General features: G+C 68.3%; 17 protein-coding genes. 5 read left to right on the plus strand and 12 right to left on the minus strand.

The annotated features are described in order from the left end of the window. Positions 1-33: 33 nt before the first annotated feature. On the minus strand, positions 34-852 hold the full coding sequence (locus ACFOWZ_RS36510; protein WP_382378491.1) for an SAM-dependent methyltransferase: 819 nt from the start codon (positions 850-852) through the stop codon (positions 34-36). 253 nt (positions 853-1,105) lie between these two features. Next, a complete protein-coding gene (locus ACFOWZ_RS36515) occupies positions 1,106-1,564 on the minus strand; it encodes a hypothetical protein (protein ID WP_382378492.1) in 459 nt (152 codons plus the stop codon). A 109-nt stretch (positions 1,565-1,673) separates the two neighbouring features. Between ACFOWZ_RS36515 and ACFOWZ_RS36520 the strand changes: the two genes are divergently transcribed. Both ACFOWZ_RS36520 and ACFOWZ_RS36525 read left to right on the plus strand, forming a co-directional pair. Then, the gene (locus ACFOWZ_RS36520; protein ID WP_449280288.1) at positions 1,674-1,874 is read left to right on the plus strand and encodes a cytochrome P450; all 201 of its coding nucleotides are present in this window, start codon (positions 1,674-1,676) and stop codon (positions 1,872-1,874) included. 32 nt (positions 1,875-1,906) lie between these two features. Beyond that, on the plus strand, positions 1,907-2,896 hold the full coding sequence (locus ACFOWZ_RS36525; protein ID WP_382378541.1) for an alpha/beta hydrolase: 990 nt from the start codon (positions 1,907-1,909) through the stop codon (positions 2,894-2,896). Here ACFOWZ_RS36525 and ACFOWZ_RS36530 read toward each other — a convergent pair whose 3' ends face one another. Continuing rightward, the gene (locus tag ACFOWZ_RS36530) at positions 2,897-3,445 is read right to left on the minus strand and encodes a Uma2 family endonuclease (protein WP_382378493.1); all 549 of its coding nucleotides are present in this window, start codon (positions 3,443-3,445) and stop codon (positions 2,897-2,899) included. Positions 3,446-3,908: 463 nt separating this feature from the next. On the opposite strand from ACFOWZ_RS36530, the gene ACFOWZ_RS36535 reads away from it, so the two are divergent. Further along, positions 3,909-4,058: a hypothetical protein gene (locus ACFOWZ_RS36535; RefSeq protein WP_382378494.1), complete on the plus strand. Its 150-nt coding sequence runs from the start codon at positions 3,909-3,911 to the stop codon at positions 4,056-4,058. On the opposite strand, the gene ACFOWZ_RS36540 is transcribed toward ACFOWZ_RS36535, so the two are convergent. Genes ACFOWZ_RS36540 through ACFOWZ_RS36565 form a run of 7 tightly spaced genes read right to left on the minus strand, consistent with a single transcriptional unit; the run spans position 4,024 to position 12,223 of the window. Then, positions 4,024-6,966 carry an AfsR/SARP family transcriptional regulator gene (locus ACFOWZ_RS36540; protein WP_382378496.1) on the minus strand — a complete coding sequence of 981 codons (2,943 nt, stop codon included), beginning with the start codon at positions 6,964-6,966 and terminating at the stop codon, positions 4,024-4,026. The two genes, ACFOWZ_RS36535 and ACFOWZ_RS36540, sit on opposite strands and share 35 nt — an antisense overlap. Beyond that, the gene (locus tag ACFOWZ_RS36545; protein WP_382378497.1) at positions 6,957-7,541 is read right to left on the minus strand and encodes a nitroreductase family protein; all 585 of its coding nucleotides are present in this window, start codon (positions 7,539-7,541) and stop codon (positions 6,957-6,959) included. Before ACFOWZ_RS36545 ends, ACFOWZ_RS36540 begins: the two co-directional genes overlap by 10 nt. A 45-nt stretch (positions 7,542-7,586) precedes the next feature. Further along, positions 7,587-8,108, minus strand: coding sequence for a DUF742 domain-containing protein (locus tag ACFOWZ_RS36550; RefSeq protein ID WP_382378498.1), 522 nt, complete (start codon positions 8,106-8,108; stop codon positions 7,587-7,589). Continuing rightward, positions 8,105-8,503, minus strand: coding sequence for a roadblock/LC7 domain-containing protein (locus tag ACFOWZ_RS36555; protein ID WP_059362885.1), 399 nt, complete (start codon positions 8,501-8,503; stop codon positions 8,105-8,107). The genes ACFOWZ_RS36550 and ACFOWZ_RS36555 overlap by 4 nt, the downstream gene beginning before the upstream one ends. Continuing rightward, the gene (locus tag ACFOWZ_RS36560; protein ID WP_382378499.1) at positions 8,500-10,584 is read right to left on the minus strand and encodes a sensor histidine kinase; all 2,085 of its coding nucleotides are present in this window, start codon (positions 10,582-10,584) and stop codon (positions 8,500-8,502) included. The genes ACFOWZ_RS36555 and ACFOWZ_RS36560 overlap by 4 nt, the downstream gene beginning before the upstream one ends. Beyond that, positions 10,584-10,691 (minus strand): MFS transporter small subunit, encoded by a 108-nt coding sequence (locus ACFOWZ_RS48040; RefSeq protein ID WP_419503918.1) that lies wholly within the window; start codon positions 10,689-10,691, stop codon positions 10,584-10,586. The genes ACFOWZ_RS36560 and ACFOWZ_RS48040 overlap by 1 nt, the downstream gene beginning before the upstream one ends. Further along, entirely contained in the window at positions 10,688-12,223 is a 1,536-nt protein-coding gene (locus ACFOWZ_RS36565; RefSeq protein WP_382378500.1) for an OFA family MFS transporter, read from the minus strand. The genes ACFOWZ_RS48040 and ACFOWZ_RS36565 overlap by 4 nt, the downstream gene beginning before the upstream one ends. Positions 12,224-12,495: 272 nt before the next feature. Here ACFOWZ_RS36565 and ACFOWZ_RS36570 point away from each other — a divergent pair, with 272 nt between their 5' ends. After that, positions 12,496-12,912, plus strand: coding sequence for a DUF485 domain-containing protein (locus ACFOWZ_RS36570; RefSeq protein ID WP_382378501.1), 417 nt, complete (start codon positions 12,496-12,498; stop codon positions 12,910-12,912). Positions 12,913-12,915: 3 nt separating this feature from the next. Next, complete coding sequence (locus ACFOWZ_RS36575; protein ID WP_382378502.1) at positions 12,916-14,496, plus strand: solute symporter family protein; 1,581 nt, start codon at positions 12,916-12,918, stop codon at positions 14,494-14,496. Here the strand turns inward: ACFOWZ_RS36575 and ACFOWZ_RS36580 are convergent, their stop codons facing one another. Together ACFOWZ_RS36580 and ACFOWZ_RS36585 are read right to left on the minus strand one after the other, a co-directional pair. Then, positions 14,497-15,144: a response regulator gene (locus tag ACFOWZ_RS36580; RefSeq protein ID WP_382378503.1), complete on the minus strand. Its 648-nt coding sequence runs from the start codon at positions 15,142-15,144 to the stop codon at positions 14,497-14,499. Further along, positions 15,141-16,610 carry a sensor histidine kinase gene (locus ACFOWZ_RS36585; protein ID WP_382378504.1) on the minus strand — a complete coding sequence of 490 codons (1,470 nt, stop codon included), beginning with the start codon at positions 16,608-16,610 and terminating at the stop codon, positions 15,141-15,143. Before ACFOWZ_RS36585 ends, ACFOWZ_RS36580 begins: the two co-directional genes overlap by 4 nt. Positions 16,611-16,617: the final 7 nt, after the last annotated feature.

Below are 16,617 nucleotides of genomic sequence, written 5' to 3' on the forward strand. Positions count from 1 at the left end.
GACCGGTGGCTGACCGTCGGCCGTCAGTGAAGATCAGGGTTTGACAGCGACGCCCGCGAACGGCACTTCGTTGATCTCCGGGTTCGCCGCGAAGTCGCCCGCGCCGTCCGGGCGCCACGCCGGGCAGCCGACGAGTCCCGGCTCCAGCAGCTCGAAACCGCCGAAGAACGCCAGCACCTCGTCGTGGGTGCGCGGGAACGCCTGGTTCTGCGAGCTCTTCACGTTGTAGGTCTGCACGGCCTCGTCCATGCCGGAAGGTTTCGCCTCGGCCGAGGCGTGCGTCAGGGCCAGGTAGCTGCCGGGGGCGAGACGGTCGCGGTAGTGACCGACGATCGTCGCCGGGTCCCACTCGTCCGGGACGAAGTGCAGCACCAGCAACATGAACAGGCCTACCGGCTGGTCGAAGTCGAGGAGCTTGCGGGTCGGGTCGGCGTTGAAGATCGCGTCCAGGTCGCGCAGATCTGCCTGCACCACGGCGGTGTTGCCGTTGCCCGCCAGGATCAGCTCGCTGTGCGCCACCGCGACCGGGTCCTTGTCGACGTAGACCACCCTGCAGTCGGGGGCCTCGGCCTGCACGATCTCGTGCAGGTTGCCGACCGTCGGGATGCCGGAGCCGATGTCGAGGAACTGCCGCACGCCCTGCTCGACCATGGTGAGCGCGGCCCTGCGCAGGAACGACCTGTTGAGCCGCGCCGCGTCCCGGACGCCGGGCATGATCTGCAGGATCTTCTCCGCCAGCGCGCGGTCCGGCGCGAAGTTGTGACCGCCGCCGAGCCAGTAGTCGTACACCCGTGCCGGTGAGGGCACCGTCGTGTCTACACCTGGTGGAACCCAACCGGGGCCGTTGCTCACCGACTGAGCGTACTCATGCGCACCAGACCGGCCGAATGGATGAGCATCCGATCGTGTGTATCTGCTCGCCTCCACTGGCGCTACGGCCCTAGGTTGTTCGGGGTCGCGAGAGGGTGGTGTGATGCCGAGCGTCACGACGGTGCCGGGCCGATGGCCCCTCATCGGGCACACCGTCACGCTGCTCAGGTCTCCGGTCGAGTTCCTGTCCTCGTTACCCGCCAGGGGTGACGTGGTCAGAGTCTTCCTCGGTCCCCTACCGGTGCACCTGGTCACGACACCCGAGCTCGCGCTGCAGCTGCGCGCCAGGGTCGCGACCTGCGCGGAGAACGTGATCACGTCGCTCGCCACCGAACTGCGCGACTCGTGGCACGACGGTCAGCGGCTCGAGTTCGACCGGGTGGTGCAGGCCTTCGTGATGACCGTCGCCGGCCGCACGCTGTTCTTCGCGGAGCTCGGACAGCTGCCGCTCGAGGCGAACCGCGAGTTCGACGAGGCCGCGGCCAGGCTGCGCGAGGTCATCCCCGAGGCCGACGCCGTGCTGGGCGACCGGCCCGCGACGTTCGAGGACGTGGCGAAGCTCGAGTACACCGGCCGGATCATCAACGAGGTGCTGCGGCGCACCCCGCCGATCATCGGAGATGCGCCGGGCCCGCGAGGACGTCGAGATCGGCGGCGCGCTATGGCCTGTCTTGAAGTAGAGCGACTCAGGCATACCGGACATATTTTTTGGCGCGAAAAGCACGTTCGGGCCATCTATCGGCCCGAACGTGCTTTTCGCGCCAAACAGCAGGGGCTCGGTGCCGGTTGCGGCACAGGCCCTGGTGCGGAAGGGGTCCGAGATCGCGGTCTCGCAACACACTCTGCACCGCGATCCCCGGTGGTACCCGAACCCCGGCCAGTTCGACCCGGACCGGTGGGACCTCGTCCCCGTTGCGGGACAACGCGTTTACGCCCAGGTGAAGGCGACGATGCAGCCCAACAGGCTGCCCATGACCGCCACGAGTAGAAGGCCTCAAGCGTGAAACTGCTCCCCGTTCTCGCCGCGGTGCTGGCGATGACGTCACTGACGCCTGCCGCCCACGCCTCCGCCGTCGAGTGCTCGCTCACCACACTTCCCGTGTCCGGCCCGACAGGAGAACCGGCGACGGTCTCCGGCCAGCTCTGCAAGCCCGCGGGCGTGCACCCCCGCTCGATCCAGCTGCTGGTGCACGGCGGCACGTACAACCGCGCGTACTGGGATCTGCCGGGCGCGCCGGAGTCCTACTCGTACCAGCGGAACATGGCGCGCGAAGGCCGTGCCACGTTCGCCGTGGACCGGCTCGGCACGGGTGCCTCGACGCACCCGATGAGCCTGCCGCTGCTGATTTCCGTTGAGGCGCGGTCGATGCACGAGGTCGTGCAGCACCTGCGCGCCGGACGCGTCGGCGGCACGGCCTACGAGAAGGTCGTCATCGTCGGGCACTCCGTCGGGTCGGGCATCGTGGCGATGGAGGCCGCGACCTACCACGACGTCGACGGCGTGGTGCTGTCCGGCATGACGCACATGCCCGCCGTCCCTGTGCTGACACTGGGCGCCGCACTCGGGCTTCAGCCGGTGTTCCTGGACGACCTGCTCGCGAAGCTCGGCAGCGACCCGCTGTACTTCACGACGCGACCGGGTGCGCGGGCCGGGTTGTTCTACGCCATGGACGACGCCGAGCAGCTCGTGGTGAACGCGGACGAGCTGACCAAGGACCAGGTTTCCGTGCCGGGCATGGGAACCGTGGCCGTCTTCGGCATCGTGCTGCCCACGACGTACGGCATCGACGTGCCGGTGTTCCAGGCGGTCGGCACGGACGACGTCCTGTTCTGCGGCCTGCTCGCGTTGCGCGACTGCTCGTCCGCGGCGAGCCTGCGCGCGCAGGAGGCGCCGTACTACCGGCCTGAGGCGCAGCTGGAGACCTACGTGCTGCCCGGCGCGGGACATTCACTGGCCCTGCACCGCAACGCCGAGGACTACCGCGACGCGACCCGTGCGTGGCTCAGCTCGAAGCTCGCGATGTGATCAGCGCACCAGGCCCTGAGCGCTCAGCTTCACCGCGAACGGGAATTGCAGTTCGATGATCTCGTCGCCTTCCGAACGCGCCTGTTCGACGTACACCCCGTTTTCGAGGTGGAGACACCGCAGCCACGGCGCGTCGTAGTCGATCATCCAGTAGTTCTCGCAGCCGACTTCCTGGAACTTCGCACGTTTGAGTTCGAGGTCCACGTGCCGCGTGCGCGGAGACAAAACCTCGACCGCCAGCACCGGCGGTCCCATGAGGGCCTGTTTCGTGAACTGCTCGCGCCGGCCGACCACGAGGTCCGGAATGAAGACCGTGTCGTCGGCGAGCACCACGTCGACCGGAGCCGGGAGCACCTCGAGCTCGGGCGGGCAGACAGCCGTCAGCGCCACCAGCAGTCGTGCGACGACCCGCTGGTGCACGGGGCGGGGTGAGGGGCTCATGACCAACACCCCGTCGACGAGTTCGAAACGGTGCCCGTCATCAGGCATCGCCTCCAGGTCCGCCCACGTCAGCGGTCTGCCGTGGGGAAACGTCGGGACACCACCCATGGTGCGTTCCACCCCCTGGTCGAGGCCACTGTCCGCCGGACGGGTCCCGGCGATGCCATTAGACAAGACTGGTCCGATTCTCACGACTCGCAAGCCCCTTTTGGCCGACCTCGCACCACTGCACGCACACACCTCTGTCACCACCGCCCCGCAGGGTGAGCGCCGACTGGTCCTGTCGTGGACGGCCGCACTCCGATGGAGCAGCGTTTTGGTTGCAATCGAACAAGTGGCTAATTTTTGATCAATTTTCGGGCGATTTTCGGTAACGCCGGCACCCGTGCCAATTGCTCGCGAATGCGACCCTAACGGAATGTGGCGAGCCAGCCAAGCGCTCGGTTGGAGCAATGCTTCACGAGTACCTCACGCCGAGAAGATCAAAACGTCTCCGACGGGTTTCCTCGCACATTCCGAGTAAACCGCACGGGTGATGGTCGGGACCCCGTGTGATCGCCGTGGGGACGACGTGGGGGCGGGCTTCACCACGCTCGGTGGCACCACCACCGAGGGGAGCAGGGGAATGCGCAGGACCAAGGACAGACTCGCCCAGTACACGGCCTTCGCACTGGTCGCGGTCGTCGCTACGACGCTGGTGCTGCTGGCGCTGTCGCTCTAGCGAGGATTTCCTTCATGACGGCGATGGCGCGTGGCTGACGCAGTCGCTCGGCGGCCCGCACCGCTTCCTCGCCGACGCGCAGCGCGGTGGCGGGGTCGCCGAGTGCGAGGTGCAGGCCGGACAACTGGGTGAGCAGGCGGGCCTCGCCCCAGCCGCGCGCCGCCCTGCGCACCAGGGCGAGGCACCTTTCCGCGTGCCGCAAGGCATCACGCAGCCGTCCGTCGAGCTCGGCGTCGAGTGACATCGAGAGGAGGACTGCGATCTGACCCGTGTGGTCCCTCACTTCCGCCATCGTCGCGAGGGCGGTCCCCACATCGGCCAAGTTCATCGACTCCGTGGTCTGCCTGATCAGCGCGCGCACCATCTCGTGTGCCCGGTCGTGCATGCCCATTGCGTAGAACATGTAACTGAAGTCGGACTTGGCCATCATCGCACCGCGCCAGTCGCCCGACTCGTGATAGGCCTGCAAGCTGCGTTCGATGAACGACAGAGACAGGTCGTCGTTGAACTCGTTGCAGTGCACGTAGGCGATGTGGTGCAGGATTATCGCGCACGACCGTGCGTCGCCGTACTTCTGTTGCAACGCCAGCGCTTCCTCGAGGTAGATGAGCGCCGTGCCGTACTCACCGCGTTCGGCGTACACGACGCCGATGTTGTGCAGCGCGCTCGACTCGCCCGTCTTCGCTTCCACCTGGCGCATCAAGGTCAGGCCTCGCTCGAAGTACTCCATCGCCTTGTCGAGCTCACGGCGTTCGCGCGCGATGGTGCCGAGCACTCCCATCGTCGATGCCTCGCCCCGCAGGTCCTTGATCTGCCGCATCAGGTCGAGCGCCTCGTGCAGGTACCCCTCCGCCTTCGGGTTGCTGTCCTCCAGGTACGCAGAACCCAGGCCCTGCAACGCTTCCGCGCGCGCCTTGAGGTCACCGAGCTGGTGCGTGGCCGCGAGCGCGATGCTGTGCAGCTCCACCCGTTCGCGTCCGTAGCCCCGCATCAACAGGAAGTGCGCGAGGTGGTGGGGCAACTGCCACGCGTGCCGGTAGTGGCCCTGGTAGGCGGCCAGGTAGACGGCGGCCTTGACGTTCAGCCGCTCCGCCGCCAGCCACTCCAGCGCGGCGACGGGTGTGGCGAACTGCGGCGGCTCGACCGGCTCGTGGACGACCGCCGTGTCGATCTGCGGACGGCCGGGTGAGAGCAGGTTCCCGGCGACGGTGGCGCAGTGCAGGTAGAAGTCGAGGATCCGGAGTTGCGCCTCCTGCGTCTCCTCCGGTGCGGCAACGGCCTTGGCGTGGTCGGCCAGCAGGTCGTGGAAACGGTAGCGGCCGTTCTCCTTCTGCTGCACCAGGTGCACGTCGAGCAGCTCGTCGAGTAGCCGCTCCGCCGGCGCCTTCGTCGTCGCCAGGAGCGCCGCGGCGAGGTGCGCGTCCCAGTCCTCGCCGGTGTGCAGCCCCAGCAACCGGAACAACCGCTGCTGTTCGCCCGTGAGTTGCTGGTACGACAAGGCGAACGCGCCCGCCACGCTGCGTTCACCCGCCGTCAGCTCGGTCAGCCGTTGCTCGGTGAGGCGGCGCGTCACGTCCCGCGCGGACCACGCCGGCCTGGTGCGCCACCGGGCACCGACGATCCGCACGGCCAGCGGCAGGTGGCCGCACAACCGGACGATCTCGCGGGCGGCTTCGAGGTCCTGGTCGAGTTTCCGTTGTCCCGCAATGCACGCGAGCAGCCGCAGTGAGTCCTCTTCGGACAGGACGTCCAACGAGATCGTGTGGGCGGCGTCCAGGTCGACGAGCCGGCGCCTGCTCGTGACCAGCACCAGGCCGGTGCCGGGCAGCAGAGGCCGGACCTGGGCGGCACTGCCCGCGTTGTCCAGCACGACGAGTGCCTTGCGGTGCGCCATTTCCGCCCGCCACCGCGCGGCGCGGGCGTCCAGGCCGTCCGGGATGTCCTGCGCGGGCACGCCGAGCGCGGTCAGCAACTCCAGCAACGCGTCCGCGGGCGTCCGGGGTTCGACGCCGTCGGTGTGGGAGTGCAGGTCCACGAACAGTTGCGCGTCCGGGAAACGGGATGCCAGCCGGTGCGCCGCGCGGACGGCCAGCGTCGTCTTGCCGATGCCCGCCATGCCGTCGATCGCCGTGATCGCCACGCACCCGGACGGCACGGCGGCGAGGATCTCCTCCAGGTCGTCGGCGCGGCCGGCGAAGTCGGGGATGTCACCGGGCAGGTCGTTGCGCGCCTTCGGTCTGTTGTCGGCCGTGAGCACCTGCTGGTGGGCCTTCTGCAGGTCCCGGCCGGGATCGAGGCCGAGCTCCTCGGCGAGCCTGCCGCGGATGTCGTCGAAGGCCTGCAACGCCTCGGTCTGCCGGTCGCAGCGGTGCAGTGCCACGATCAGCTGCGCCCACATCCGTTCCCTGGTGGGGTGCTGACGGGTGAGCGTGCGCAGTTCCGGGACGAGCTGGGCGTGTCTGCCGTCGCGGAGGTCGTTCTCGATCCGCGCTTCCAGCGTCGCGAGGTACTTCTCGGTCAACGCGGGCAGGTGGTCGCGTTCGAGCGCGTCGCTGCCGATGTCGGCGAACGGGCGGCCGCGCCACAACGCGAGCGCCTCCCGCGGTTCCAGGCGGTCGAAGCGGTGGACGTCGACCTCGTCGGGCCGCACGTCCAGCAGGTAGCCGCCTGGCCTGGTCCGCACGAGCTCGGTGTGGCCGAGGTCCTCGCGCAGCCGGCCGACGGTGGTCTGCAGGGCGTTGCGCGACCCGCCGGCCAGTTCGACGAGCTCGTCGACACCGACGACCTGGCCGGGCCGCAGCAGCAACGCGGCGAGCACCACCCGGCGCTTGCCGGGCGGGATGTGGACTCCACGCCCGTCGAGCACCACGTCCAACGGCCCGAGCAGGCCGAACGATCTCACTTCCACTGACCCCAGTGCACCATCTCGTCGAACCTCTTGCGCATGCGAGTCAGCGGCGACGCGCCCTCGGAGACGCCTTCCTCGGCGGGGTGCCCGATCGCGATCATGCCGATCGGCACGTAGATGTCCGGAACGCCGAACTCCTCGCGCAGTCCGGGCCACTGGTCCTTGCCGAGCCCGAAGAACACCGCGCCGAGACCCTCGTCCACGGCGGTCTGCAGGATCAGCAACGCGGCCATGCCGGTGTCGATGTCCCAGTACGGCACCGGCCAGTGGTCCTCGCTGCGGTCCGTCCAGCCCTTGTCGGGCTGCGCGTACCGGTCGAGGTAGACGTCCTTGGCCGAGAACGGGATCACGACGGCCGGTGCGGCCTTCGTCTCCTCAGCGGCCCACCACTCGAAGTTCCTGAGCCGCTCGAGCGGCTCACCCGTCAGCACCAGGAACCCCTGGCCCTGAGAGAACCCCGCGGACGGCCCGCGCACCGCGTTGCGCATGATCCGCTGGAGGCTCTCGTCGCTGACCGGCTCGTCCGTGAACCTGCGCACCATGCGCCTGCGCCGGACGACGTCTTGGAACTCCATTCCGACCTCCCCAGGTTGTTCTCCGACCGTAGCGGAGAACCACGCTCAGAGTCGGCGCAGCCCAGCCAGCACCCGCTCCAGCAACGCCCCGTCCGGCCTGTCTCCGCCGTACGACGACGCCGTGCGGTGCACGTCGATCAGCCCGTGCATCGCCATGTCACCGAGCAGCACCTTGGTGACGCCCAGCGGAAGCCCGCGCAACGCGGCGATCTCCGCCACCGAGCGCGGCGAGTGGCACAGGGCCAGCACGTCCTGGTGCTCCGGGCGCACCGCGGTGGCGGAACGCTCGTTCACCGACACCAGCGACTCGATCTCCAGCTGCACGTCGGACGTGGTGCGGCCGCCGGTCCACGCGTAGGCGCGCACGATCGACGACGACGTCTCGACCGACGGCAGCGGAGGTACCACCGGTTCGAAGGGCAGCGTGGCGTACGGGTCCGGCTCCGGCACGGGATCCGCGGCGCGCGTGGCCTTCTTCTTGCCGCGCTTGCGGATCCGTTCGCTGTCGAAGCTGAAACCACTGATCAGGTCGCCGAAGTTGACCTGTTCGTCGGACTCCCCGCTCATGCCAGCTCAGCCCGCAGCTCCGGCGTGAGCAGCTGGCCCACCTGCCGCACGACCACGGTCATCTCGTAGGCGACCTGCGCGACGTCGCTCGTGTTCGACGCCAGCACGGCGAGGACCGAACCGTCGCTGATCGACGACAGCAGCATCACGCCCCGGTCCATCTGCACGACCGTGCGGACGACCGCCTCACCGGCGAAGCACTGCGACGCCGACTCCGCGAGTGAGACCACGCCGGCCACGATCGCCGCGAACTGCGGCGCGACGTGCGCCGGCAGCTTCGACGACGAGATCAACACCAAGCCGTCTGCCGAGATCACCACGGCGTGCTCGATGCCGGGTGTGCGTTCGGCGAAGTTGGTGACCAGCCAGCCGAACTGGTCCACCTGCGTGCTCATCGACTCTCCTGGTGGTCGGGAAGGCCTCGCTGCACACCGCGCTGGAAGGCGTTGAGGAATCCTCGGGCAGATTCCGGCGTCTGACGCGCGGGTGCGGGTGGGGGAGGCGGCGCGGCGGCAGCGGACGCCTGGAACCACGACGTCTGCTGGGCCTCGATCGCTTCCCCGCGGAAACTCTCCCAGGACTCTTCGCGTCGTGGTGCCAGTTCCGCCGGAACCAACACGATCGCGCGAGTCCCCTTGCCCTGTTGGGCATCGAGGCGTACCACGATCTGGTGGCGGGCCGCGAGCCTGCCCACGACGAAAAGTCCCATTTCACGGAACACCTGGACGTCCACGCCCTCGCCCGCGGCCTCGAGGCGGTGGTTCACGGCCTCCAGCGCCTCGCGGTCGATGCCGATGCCGTGGTCGACCACGTCGATCTGCACGATGTCTCCGGCCTCGATCGACGCGCTGATCGAGACCTGCGTGTGCGGCGGCGAGAACGCCGTTGCGTTGTCAAGGAGTTCGGCCAGCAGGCGGACGAGGTCGCTTGCCACGTAACCGACCACTTCGGCGTTCGGCGCGGTGTGCACCATTACCCGTTGGTACTGCTCGATCTCCGCGGCCGCCGCGCGCAGCACGTCGGTCAGCGGGATCGGCCGGGTGAACCGCCGCGCCACGTCGCCGCCGGAGAGCACCATCAGGTTCTCGTTGTTGCGGCGCATGCGGGTGGCGAGGTGGTCGAGCTTGAACAGGTTCGCGAGCTGGTCCGGGTCCTCCTCGTACTTCTCCAGCTCCTCCATCAGCTTGAGCTGGCGTTCGACGAGGCTCTGGCTGCGCCGCGAGAGGTTCACGAAGATGTTGCGCATGTTGGCGCGCATGCCGGCCTGCTCGATGACCGACTTCACGGCCTGCTGGTGCACCGCGTCGAACGCGCGCGCCACCTGGCCGAACTCCTCGGTCGTGTCGACCGGCACCGGCTCGATCTCGGTGCTGCCGCGCCCGGTCGCGACCATCTCGGGAAGCCTGTGCCACGCCACTTCCAACGCGGAGCGGCGCAACGCGTTGAGGGAGCGCAGCAGGTAGCGGCCGACGACGAACCCGATGGTGCCGGCCAGGACGAGACTCGCGAACAGGATGGCTGACGCGGTGCCGGCCGCGTCGCTCGTCTCGTCGCGCAGACGGTTCGCGGTGTTGCGCAGGTCGTCCTGCAGACCCGTCACCACGCCGTTCAGCGACGTCACGACCGCGCCGGAGGCCTTGCTCCAGTCCGATGCCGAGATGGGCAACGGCTTGGGCCTGTTCGAGTTCGCGTTGCCCGTGACCGGGGCGTCCGAGGTCGGGTGCAGCACCGCGGTGGCCAGCATCTTGCGGTGCGCCTCGATGTCCGGGCCGTTGAACATCGTGCCGTAGGCGTTGAGCTGGTCGGGGGTCGCCAGTGCGGCGAACTCGCCCGCGATGTAGCTCAGCTTGACGTTCGACTCGACGAGCGACCGCACCTCGGCGGTGACGAGCTGGCCGCGGGTGAGCCCGGACAGCACGACCGCCTGCTGGTAGAGGACCTGTTCCTGCACGTGCATCACGTGGTGCAGGCCCATCGCCGTGCGGAAGAGCGCGGCGTCGCCGAACTCGCTCGCGAGCACCTCGTCCACGTCGAGCATCAGCTCGGTGAGGCCGGTGTACTCCGCGATCACCTTCGGCACGTCGCCGGTCTGCTCGCGCAACGCGGTCAGGCCGCCGATCTTGGCGCCGACGTCGTTCATGCGAGCGGTCACGACCTCGCTCAACGAGGTCTTGCCGGTCTGTTCCCGCAACGCCTTGCGGGCGTCGTCGGTGCGTTTCACCTGTTCGGCGAGGATCTGCGGACCGACTCCCTCGGCGATGATGCGCCGTTCCGCCTGCACCCCCTGGATCACGGGGATCAGGGCGGAACGGACCTTCACCAGCCGCTGGAGCGCCGCGTAGGACTCGGCGCGTTCCATGTGGGACTGGATCTGCAGCACGCCGACGCCCACCGCGATGGTGACCGGAACGATCAACACCGCGGCGAGCTTCACCGGCAGGCGCCAGTTGCGCCAGTTGACGAGCTTGGTGAACATCAGACGAAGAGCTTGGCCGCGTTCAGGAAGAGCCGGTACAGGCCGTAGGCGAGCGGGATGCCCACCCACAACCACGCACCGATCAGCAACAAGCGCTGGGAGTTCACTTCCGCACCACGCCTTCCGACTCTTCTTCCTTCTCGGCCGTCTCTGCGACGTCCGCGGCCTCGGCCTCGTTCCACTTGGCGACCGTCGCCTCGTCAGCGGCGTCGTCCTCAGCCTTCGGCTGGTCGGTCACGGGTTCCGCGACCTCGGCCTCGGCAGCGCTCGCCTCAGCCGCCTTCGGCTCGTCGTCCGTCGCCGCTGCCGGCTCCTCGGCCTTGGGCTCGTGGAACTTCGGGTTGACCGGACGGACCAGTTCGTTCGCGACGAAACCGACGACCAGCAGCGAGATCATGATGTAGAAGGACGTGGCGTACAAGTCGGGACCGGTGTGGCCCGCCTTCTTGCCCGCGTCCGCGATGGCGTTGACGATCAGCGGCCCGAGGACGCCCGCGACCGACCAGGCGGTGAGCAGGCGGCCGTGGATCGCGCCGACCTGGTAGGTGCCGAACAGGTCCCGCAGGTAGGCGGGAATCGTGGCGAAACCGCCGCCGTAGAACGAAAGGATCACCATCGCCGCGACCACGAACAGCGGGGTGCTGGTCGGGCCGAACGTCAGCAGCACCAGGTAGAGCAGCGCGCCGACGCCGAGGTAGAGGCGGTAGATGTTCTTGCGCCCCACGATGTCCGACGTCGACGACCAGATGAACCGGCCGGCCATGTTGGCAGCGCTCAGCAGTGCCACGAACCCGGTGGCGGCGGTCGCGAGGACCGGCGTCGAGGACTCCTTGAAGAAGTCGACCAGCATCGGCGCGGCCTTCTCCAGGATGCCGATGCCCGCGGTGACGTTGAAGCACAGCACGACCCAGAGCAGCCAGAACTGCGGCGTCTTGATCGCGTTGTTCGCCGAGACGTTGAACGCGACGGTCGCCTTCGGCTTGTCCTTGAGCAGTTCCGCCTTCTCCCGCGTGAACTCAGCGGAGGGCAGGCGGATCAGCAGCACGCCGACGCTCATGAAGATCGCGTAGACGATGCCGTGGATGAGGAAGGCCTTGCCGATGCCCGACGTCGAGGTGTTGCCGAACGCCGTGAGCATCGAGGTCGACCACGGTGACGCGATCAACGCACCGCCACCGAAGCCCATGATCGCGATGCCGGTCGCCATGCCGGGACGGTCGGGGAACCACTTGATCAGCGTCGAGACCGGCGAGATGTAGCCGATGCCGAGACCGATGCCGCCTATCAGGCCGTAGCCCAGGACGACGACCCAGTACATGCCCGCCCACACGCCGGCCGCGGAGATCAGCAGGCCGGAGCAGAAGCAGAGCAGCGAGGTGAACATCGCCCACCTCGGGCCCTTGCGCTCCACCGTCGTGCCGAGGACCGCCGCGGAGAGCCCGAGCATCACGATGCCGAGCTGGAAAGGCAGAGCCGACTGCGTTCCCGTGATACCGAGAGATTTCTCCAGCGGCGTCTTGAAGACGCTCCAGGCGTAGGCCTGACCAATGGAGAGATGAATCGCCAGTGCTGCGGGCGGAACGAGCCAGCGGTTCCATCCGGGAGGCGCGACTGTGCGTTCGCGCGCTAAGAACCCCACTATATCCCCAACCGTCACCAAAAACGCGGACCGATCGATCCTAGGCCAGGTGCACACGTGCGACAACGGTCTGAACCAGCACTGTGCTGTTGCATACGGCGCAACCTCTGGGCAACTCCCGGGCAACACACCTGAGTTACCCTCGGGTCGCACCATTTGAGACGAATGCAGTGTCCGGATTTGCCCTGGTTTTGCCCGTTTGACGCGACTCCGCGCGTTGACTGCACACGTGAGACCGCTACAGTGTTGCCGCACACGAGGGGCGGGGGTACATGACGAAGGCGATGTGGTCGCCTGGAGAAACTCAGCACGAGTACCGGGAATCGCGGGGTTTTGCGTCGTTCGACGACCCCGATACTTTGTCGTACGTCGATTCCGACGGCAACCCGAACTTCGCGCTGATTCGGCAGACCGACGAATTCCGTGTGCTGCGCAGGCGACTGACGGCGTTCGTCTTCCCGATGACCGCCCTCTTTCTCTCGTCCTACCTCACCTTTGTGCTGTTGTCCGCCTATGCGGCCGACTTCGTCAGCACAAAGGTGATCGGTGTGATCAACGTCGGGATCCTCTTGGGACTCGGCCAGTTCGTGACTTCGATCATCATCACGCTCGGCTACGCCCGTTACGCAAAGCGACGGCTGGACCCGCAGCGCCAATTGCTCGCAGAGAAGACGGGCGTCGAGGAGTAAGGCATGCCCACCACCGGCAACCCGGTGCTGAACCTCAGCGTCTTCGCGGTCTTCGTGCTGATCACCCTCTACATCGTCTACCGGGCCAGCAGCCGCAACGTCACGGCGTCGGACTACTACGCCGCGGGCAGCTCGTTCACCGGTGCCCAGAACGGCGTGGCGCTGTCCGGTGACTTCCTGTCCGCCGCGTCCTTCCTCGGCATCTCCGGTGGTATCGCGGCGCACGGCTACGACGGCTTCCTCTACTCCGTGGGCTGGGTCGTCGCGTGGCTGGTCGGCCTGCTGCTGATCGCGGAGGGCCTGCGCAACACCGGCCGTTTCACCGTCGGCGACGTGCTGGCGTTCCGGATGAAGCAGCGTCCGGTCCGCGCGGCCGCGGCGAACGCGACCCTGGTGATCTCGTTCTTCTACATGATCGCGCAGATGGCGGGCGCCGGCGGCCTGATCGCGTTGCTGCTCAACGTGTCCTCGAAGTGGGGCCAGGCGCTGCTGATCGCGGTCGTCGGCATGGTCATGGTGCTCTACGTGCTGGTCGGCGGCATGAAGGGCACCACGTGGGTGCAGATCATCAAGGCCGTCCTGCTGCTGCTCTGCGTGACGCTGATGAGCATCTTCCTGCTGGGCAAGTTCGGGTTCAGCCTGTCCGCGATCATGCAGCAGGCCACCGAGAACAACAAGCTCGGCGAGGCCGTGCTCGATCCCGGTGCGAAGTACGGTTTCAGCGCGATGTCCAAACTGGACTTCGTGTCGCTGGCCCTGTCGCTGGTGCTCGGCATCGCGTCGCTGCCGCACGTGCTGATGCGCTTCTACACCGTGCCGAACGCCTCGGAAGCCCGTCGTTCGGTCGTGTGGGCGACCTGGACGATGGTCATCTTCTACCTCTGCACGCTGGTGATCGGCTTCGGTGCGATGGCACTGGTCGGCACGGACACGATCGCCGCGGCACCGGGTGGTGAGAACTCGGCGGCTCCGCTGCTCGCGTTCCGCATCGGTGGCGCCGTGCTGCTGGGCATCGTGTCCGCCGTGGCGTTCGCCACGATCCTCGCCGTCGTCGCGGGCCTGACGCTGGCGGCGTCCGCGTCCTTCGCGCACGACGTGTACGCGAACGTGATCAAGCGCGGCAACGCGGAGCCGCGCAGGGAGATCCGGGTCGCGCGGTTGACGGCGGTGGTCGTCGGTGTGCTGTCGATCATCGGCGGCATCGCGGCGAACGGGCAGAACGTCGCGTTCCTCGTGTCGCTCGCGCTCGCGCTGGCGGCGTCGGCGAACCTGTCGACGATCCTCTACACGATCTTCTGGCGGCGCTTCAACACCACGGGCACGCTGTGGAGCATCTACGGCGGCCTGGGCTCGTGCCTGGTGCTGATCATCTTCTCGCCGGTGATGTCCGGCGCGAAGACGTCGATCTTCCCGGACGTGGACTTCGCGTGGTTCCCGCTCGGCAACCCCGGCCTGGTGTCGATCCCGTTCTCGTTCCTGTGCGGGTTCCTGGCGACGATCTTCTCGAAGGCCGAGCCGGAGAACGCGGACAAGGCGGCCGAGATGGAGGTCAGGGCGATCTCCGGAATCGGTGCCCGAGCCTGATCAGCCGGGGATGATCCCCGACTCGTGGGCGATGATCGCGGCCTGCACGCGGTTGCGGACCCCGAGCTGCCTCAGGATCGTGCTGACGTAGACCTTCACGGTTCCCTCGACGACGTGCAGGCGTGCCGCGATCTCGGCGTTGGAGAGCCCGGCGCCGACGAGCCCCAGCACCTCGCGCTCCCGTGCGGTCAGGACGGCGATCCGTTGCGTGGCAAGGGGTCGCGGCCGTGCCGTCTGGAGCTGATCGACGACTCTCTTGGCCACCAGCGGGGACAGGAACGCGCCGCCGTTCGCGACCGCGCGGACCCCGGAGATGATCTCCTGTGGGTCACCGGTCTTCAGCACGAACCCGGCCGCGCCCTCCCCCAGCGCCCTGCTGATGTACGCGTCGTCGGCGAAAGTGGTCAGCACCAACGTCTTCGTGTCCGGATGGCACTCACGGATCACCCTGGCGGCGTCCAGCCCGTCGAACACGGGCATGCGGATGTCGAGCACGGCGACGTCGGGCCGGTGCCGGGCGACGCGGTCCACCGCCTCGCTGCCGTTCTCGGCCTCCGCGACCACCTCGATGTCCCCGGCGGTGGCGAGGACGGCCTTGACGCCGAACCTGACCACCGGTTCGTCGTCCGCGAGCACGACCCTGATCAACCGCTCCTCCTCGCGAGCCACTCCTTGAGCACGAGCCGATCATCCTGGAAGCACAACTGGTGCAGGTCGTGGCGGTCGGCGTCGAACGGGTTGGGGTGCGTGCTGTAGTAGCGGCACTCGGTGTCCGGCGGTGCGGTGACACCGAGCGGGTTGTCGACGCGGGTGCGCCACGGCAGGTCGAGGTCGTCCTCGAGTTGCCCGATTTCCGCCCGTTCGAACTGCTGCGGTGTGAGAACCGACGTCACCGCGTCGAACACCATGTAGCCCGGCACTCCGATCGCGATGCCCACACACACGACCGACGTGATCAGCACGGTCCGTTTGGCGCTCTTGCGGATCTCCTCCTCCGTGCGCTCGCGGTGCACGTGCGTGGGCGTGGTGCGTTGCCGTGGTCGTTCCGGCAGCTTCGCCCGCACCTCGAACCCGCCGTCGTCCGTCGGGGCGGCCTCGAACGAGCCGCCGACGAGCGCGACGCGTTCGGCGAGGCCCACCAGTCCTTTGCCGCTGCCGACCGCGTGGGTCCTCGGCGCGGGCCCGTTGGTGATCCGCAGTTCGAGGTTGGCCGTGAGGGTGACGGTGACCTTCGCGCCGGGCGCGTGCTTGATCACGTTCGTCAGCGCCTCGGCCGTGATGCGGTGCACGGTGCGCGCGATGATGCCGTCGATCCCGGTCCTGCGACCGTTGCGGAGCTCGACGTCGAGTCCGCTCCCCGCAACGACTTCCTCGATCGTGGCGACGGGCCCGTCCTCGTCGGACCGCAGCACCTGCATGACGTCGGCGAGCCGTTCCGCGGCCGCCGTGACGCTGGCCCGCGCGGTCTTGGCGGCCTCGCGTTGCGACGCGGTCAAGCTCGGTTCCAGCTCCAGCGCACCGACCAGGAGCGCCGCCCGCGCGAGCTCGTGGCCGACGAGGTCGTGCATCTCACCGGCCAGGCGCGCACGTTCGGCCTCACGCGCGTTGTCCGCGTCCCGTTCGAGGAGTGAGGCGTGCTCCCAGCCGACCTCCCGCAGCTCCGCGAACCGCCGGCGGAACCGCCCGAACGCCCACGGCACCACTCCGAGCACCCCGACCCCGGACGTGACGGCGAGCGCGGTGTCACTCCCGCCGCGCTCGGTCAGTGCGACGACGACCCCCGCGAACTCCGCGGCGGTCAGGGCGATCGCGGTCGCGCGCGGGTCCTCGGCGTGCCGCCCGGCGAGAAAGCTGGTGATGGCGAGCGCGGGCGCCAGCGCGATCACACCGGTGGCGCTGTCCAGCTCGACCCGCACGAGGTAGCAGACCAGCCACGCCCCGAGCGCGAGGCCGAGCGCCACGGCAGGCCGCCGTTTCACGACGACGAACGCCCCGGCGAGCACGGCCAGGTACAGCACCACTTCCCAGAGAGCGAGCCGGCCGGGCCGCGATGTCGCCGCCGCGGCCACCACCAACACCGCCGCGCACATCCACAAACTCAGCCGCGCGCACACGGCTCCC

The sequence above is a fragment of the Lentzea rhizosphaerae genome, assembly GCF_042649515.1.
Lineage (GTDB): Bacteria > Actinomycetota > Actinomycetes > Mycobacteriales > Pseudonocardiaceae > Lentzea > Lentzea aerocolonigenes.

What these genes read in the sequence shown, in the direction of transcription:
- ACFOWZ_RS36560 (WP_382378499.1), bottom strand. Translation starts at nt 10,584, where the DNA reads ATGTTCACCAAGCTCGTCAACTGGCGCAACTGGCGCCTGCCGGTGAAG.
- ACFOWZ_RS36515 (WP_382378492.1), bottom strand. Translation starts at nt 1,564, where the DNA reads ATGCCTGAGTCGCTCTACTTCAAGACAGGCCATAGCGCGCCGCCGATC.
- ACFOWZ_RS36545 (WP_382378497.1), bottom strand. Translation starts at nt 7,541, where the DNA reads ATGGAGTTCCAAGACGTCGTCCGGCGCAGGCGCATGGTGCGCAGGTTC.
- ACFOWZ_RS36575 (WP_382378502.1), top strand. Translation starts at nt 12,916, where the DNA reads ATGCCCACCACCGGCAACCCGGTGCTGAACCTCAGCGTCTTCGCGGTC.
- ACFOWZ_RS36555 (WP_059362885.1), bottom strand. Translation starts at nt 8,503, where the DNA reads ATGAGCACGCAGGTGGACCAGTTCGGCTGGCTGGTCACCAACTTCGCC.
- ACFOWZ_RS36530 (WP_382378493.1), bottom strand. Translation starts at nt 3,445, where the DNA reads ATGGGTGGTGTCCCGACGTTTCCCCACGGCAGACCGCTGACGTGGGCG.
- ACFOWZ_RS36550 (WP_382378498.1), bottom strand. Translation starts at nt 8,108, where the DNA reads ATGAGCGGGGAGTCCGACGAACAGGTCAACTTCGGCGACCTGATCAGT.
- ACFOWZ_RS36525 (WP_382378541.1), top strand. Translation starts at nt 1,907, where the DNA reads ATGACGTCACTGACGCCTGCCGCCCACGCCTCCGCCGTCGAGTGCTCG.
- ACFOWZ_RS36570 (WP_382378501.1), top strand. Translation starts at nt 12,496, where the DNA reads ATGACGAAGGCGATGTGGTCGCCTGGAGAAACTCAGCACGAGTACCGG.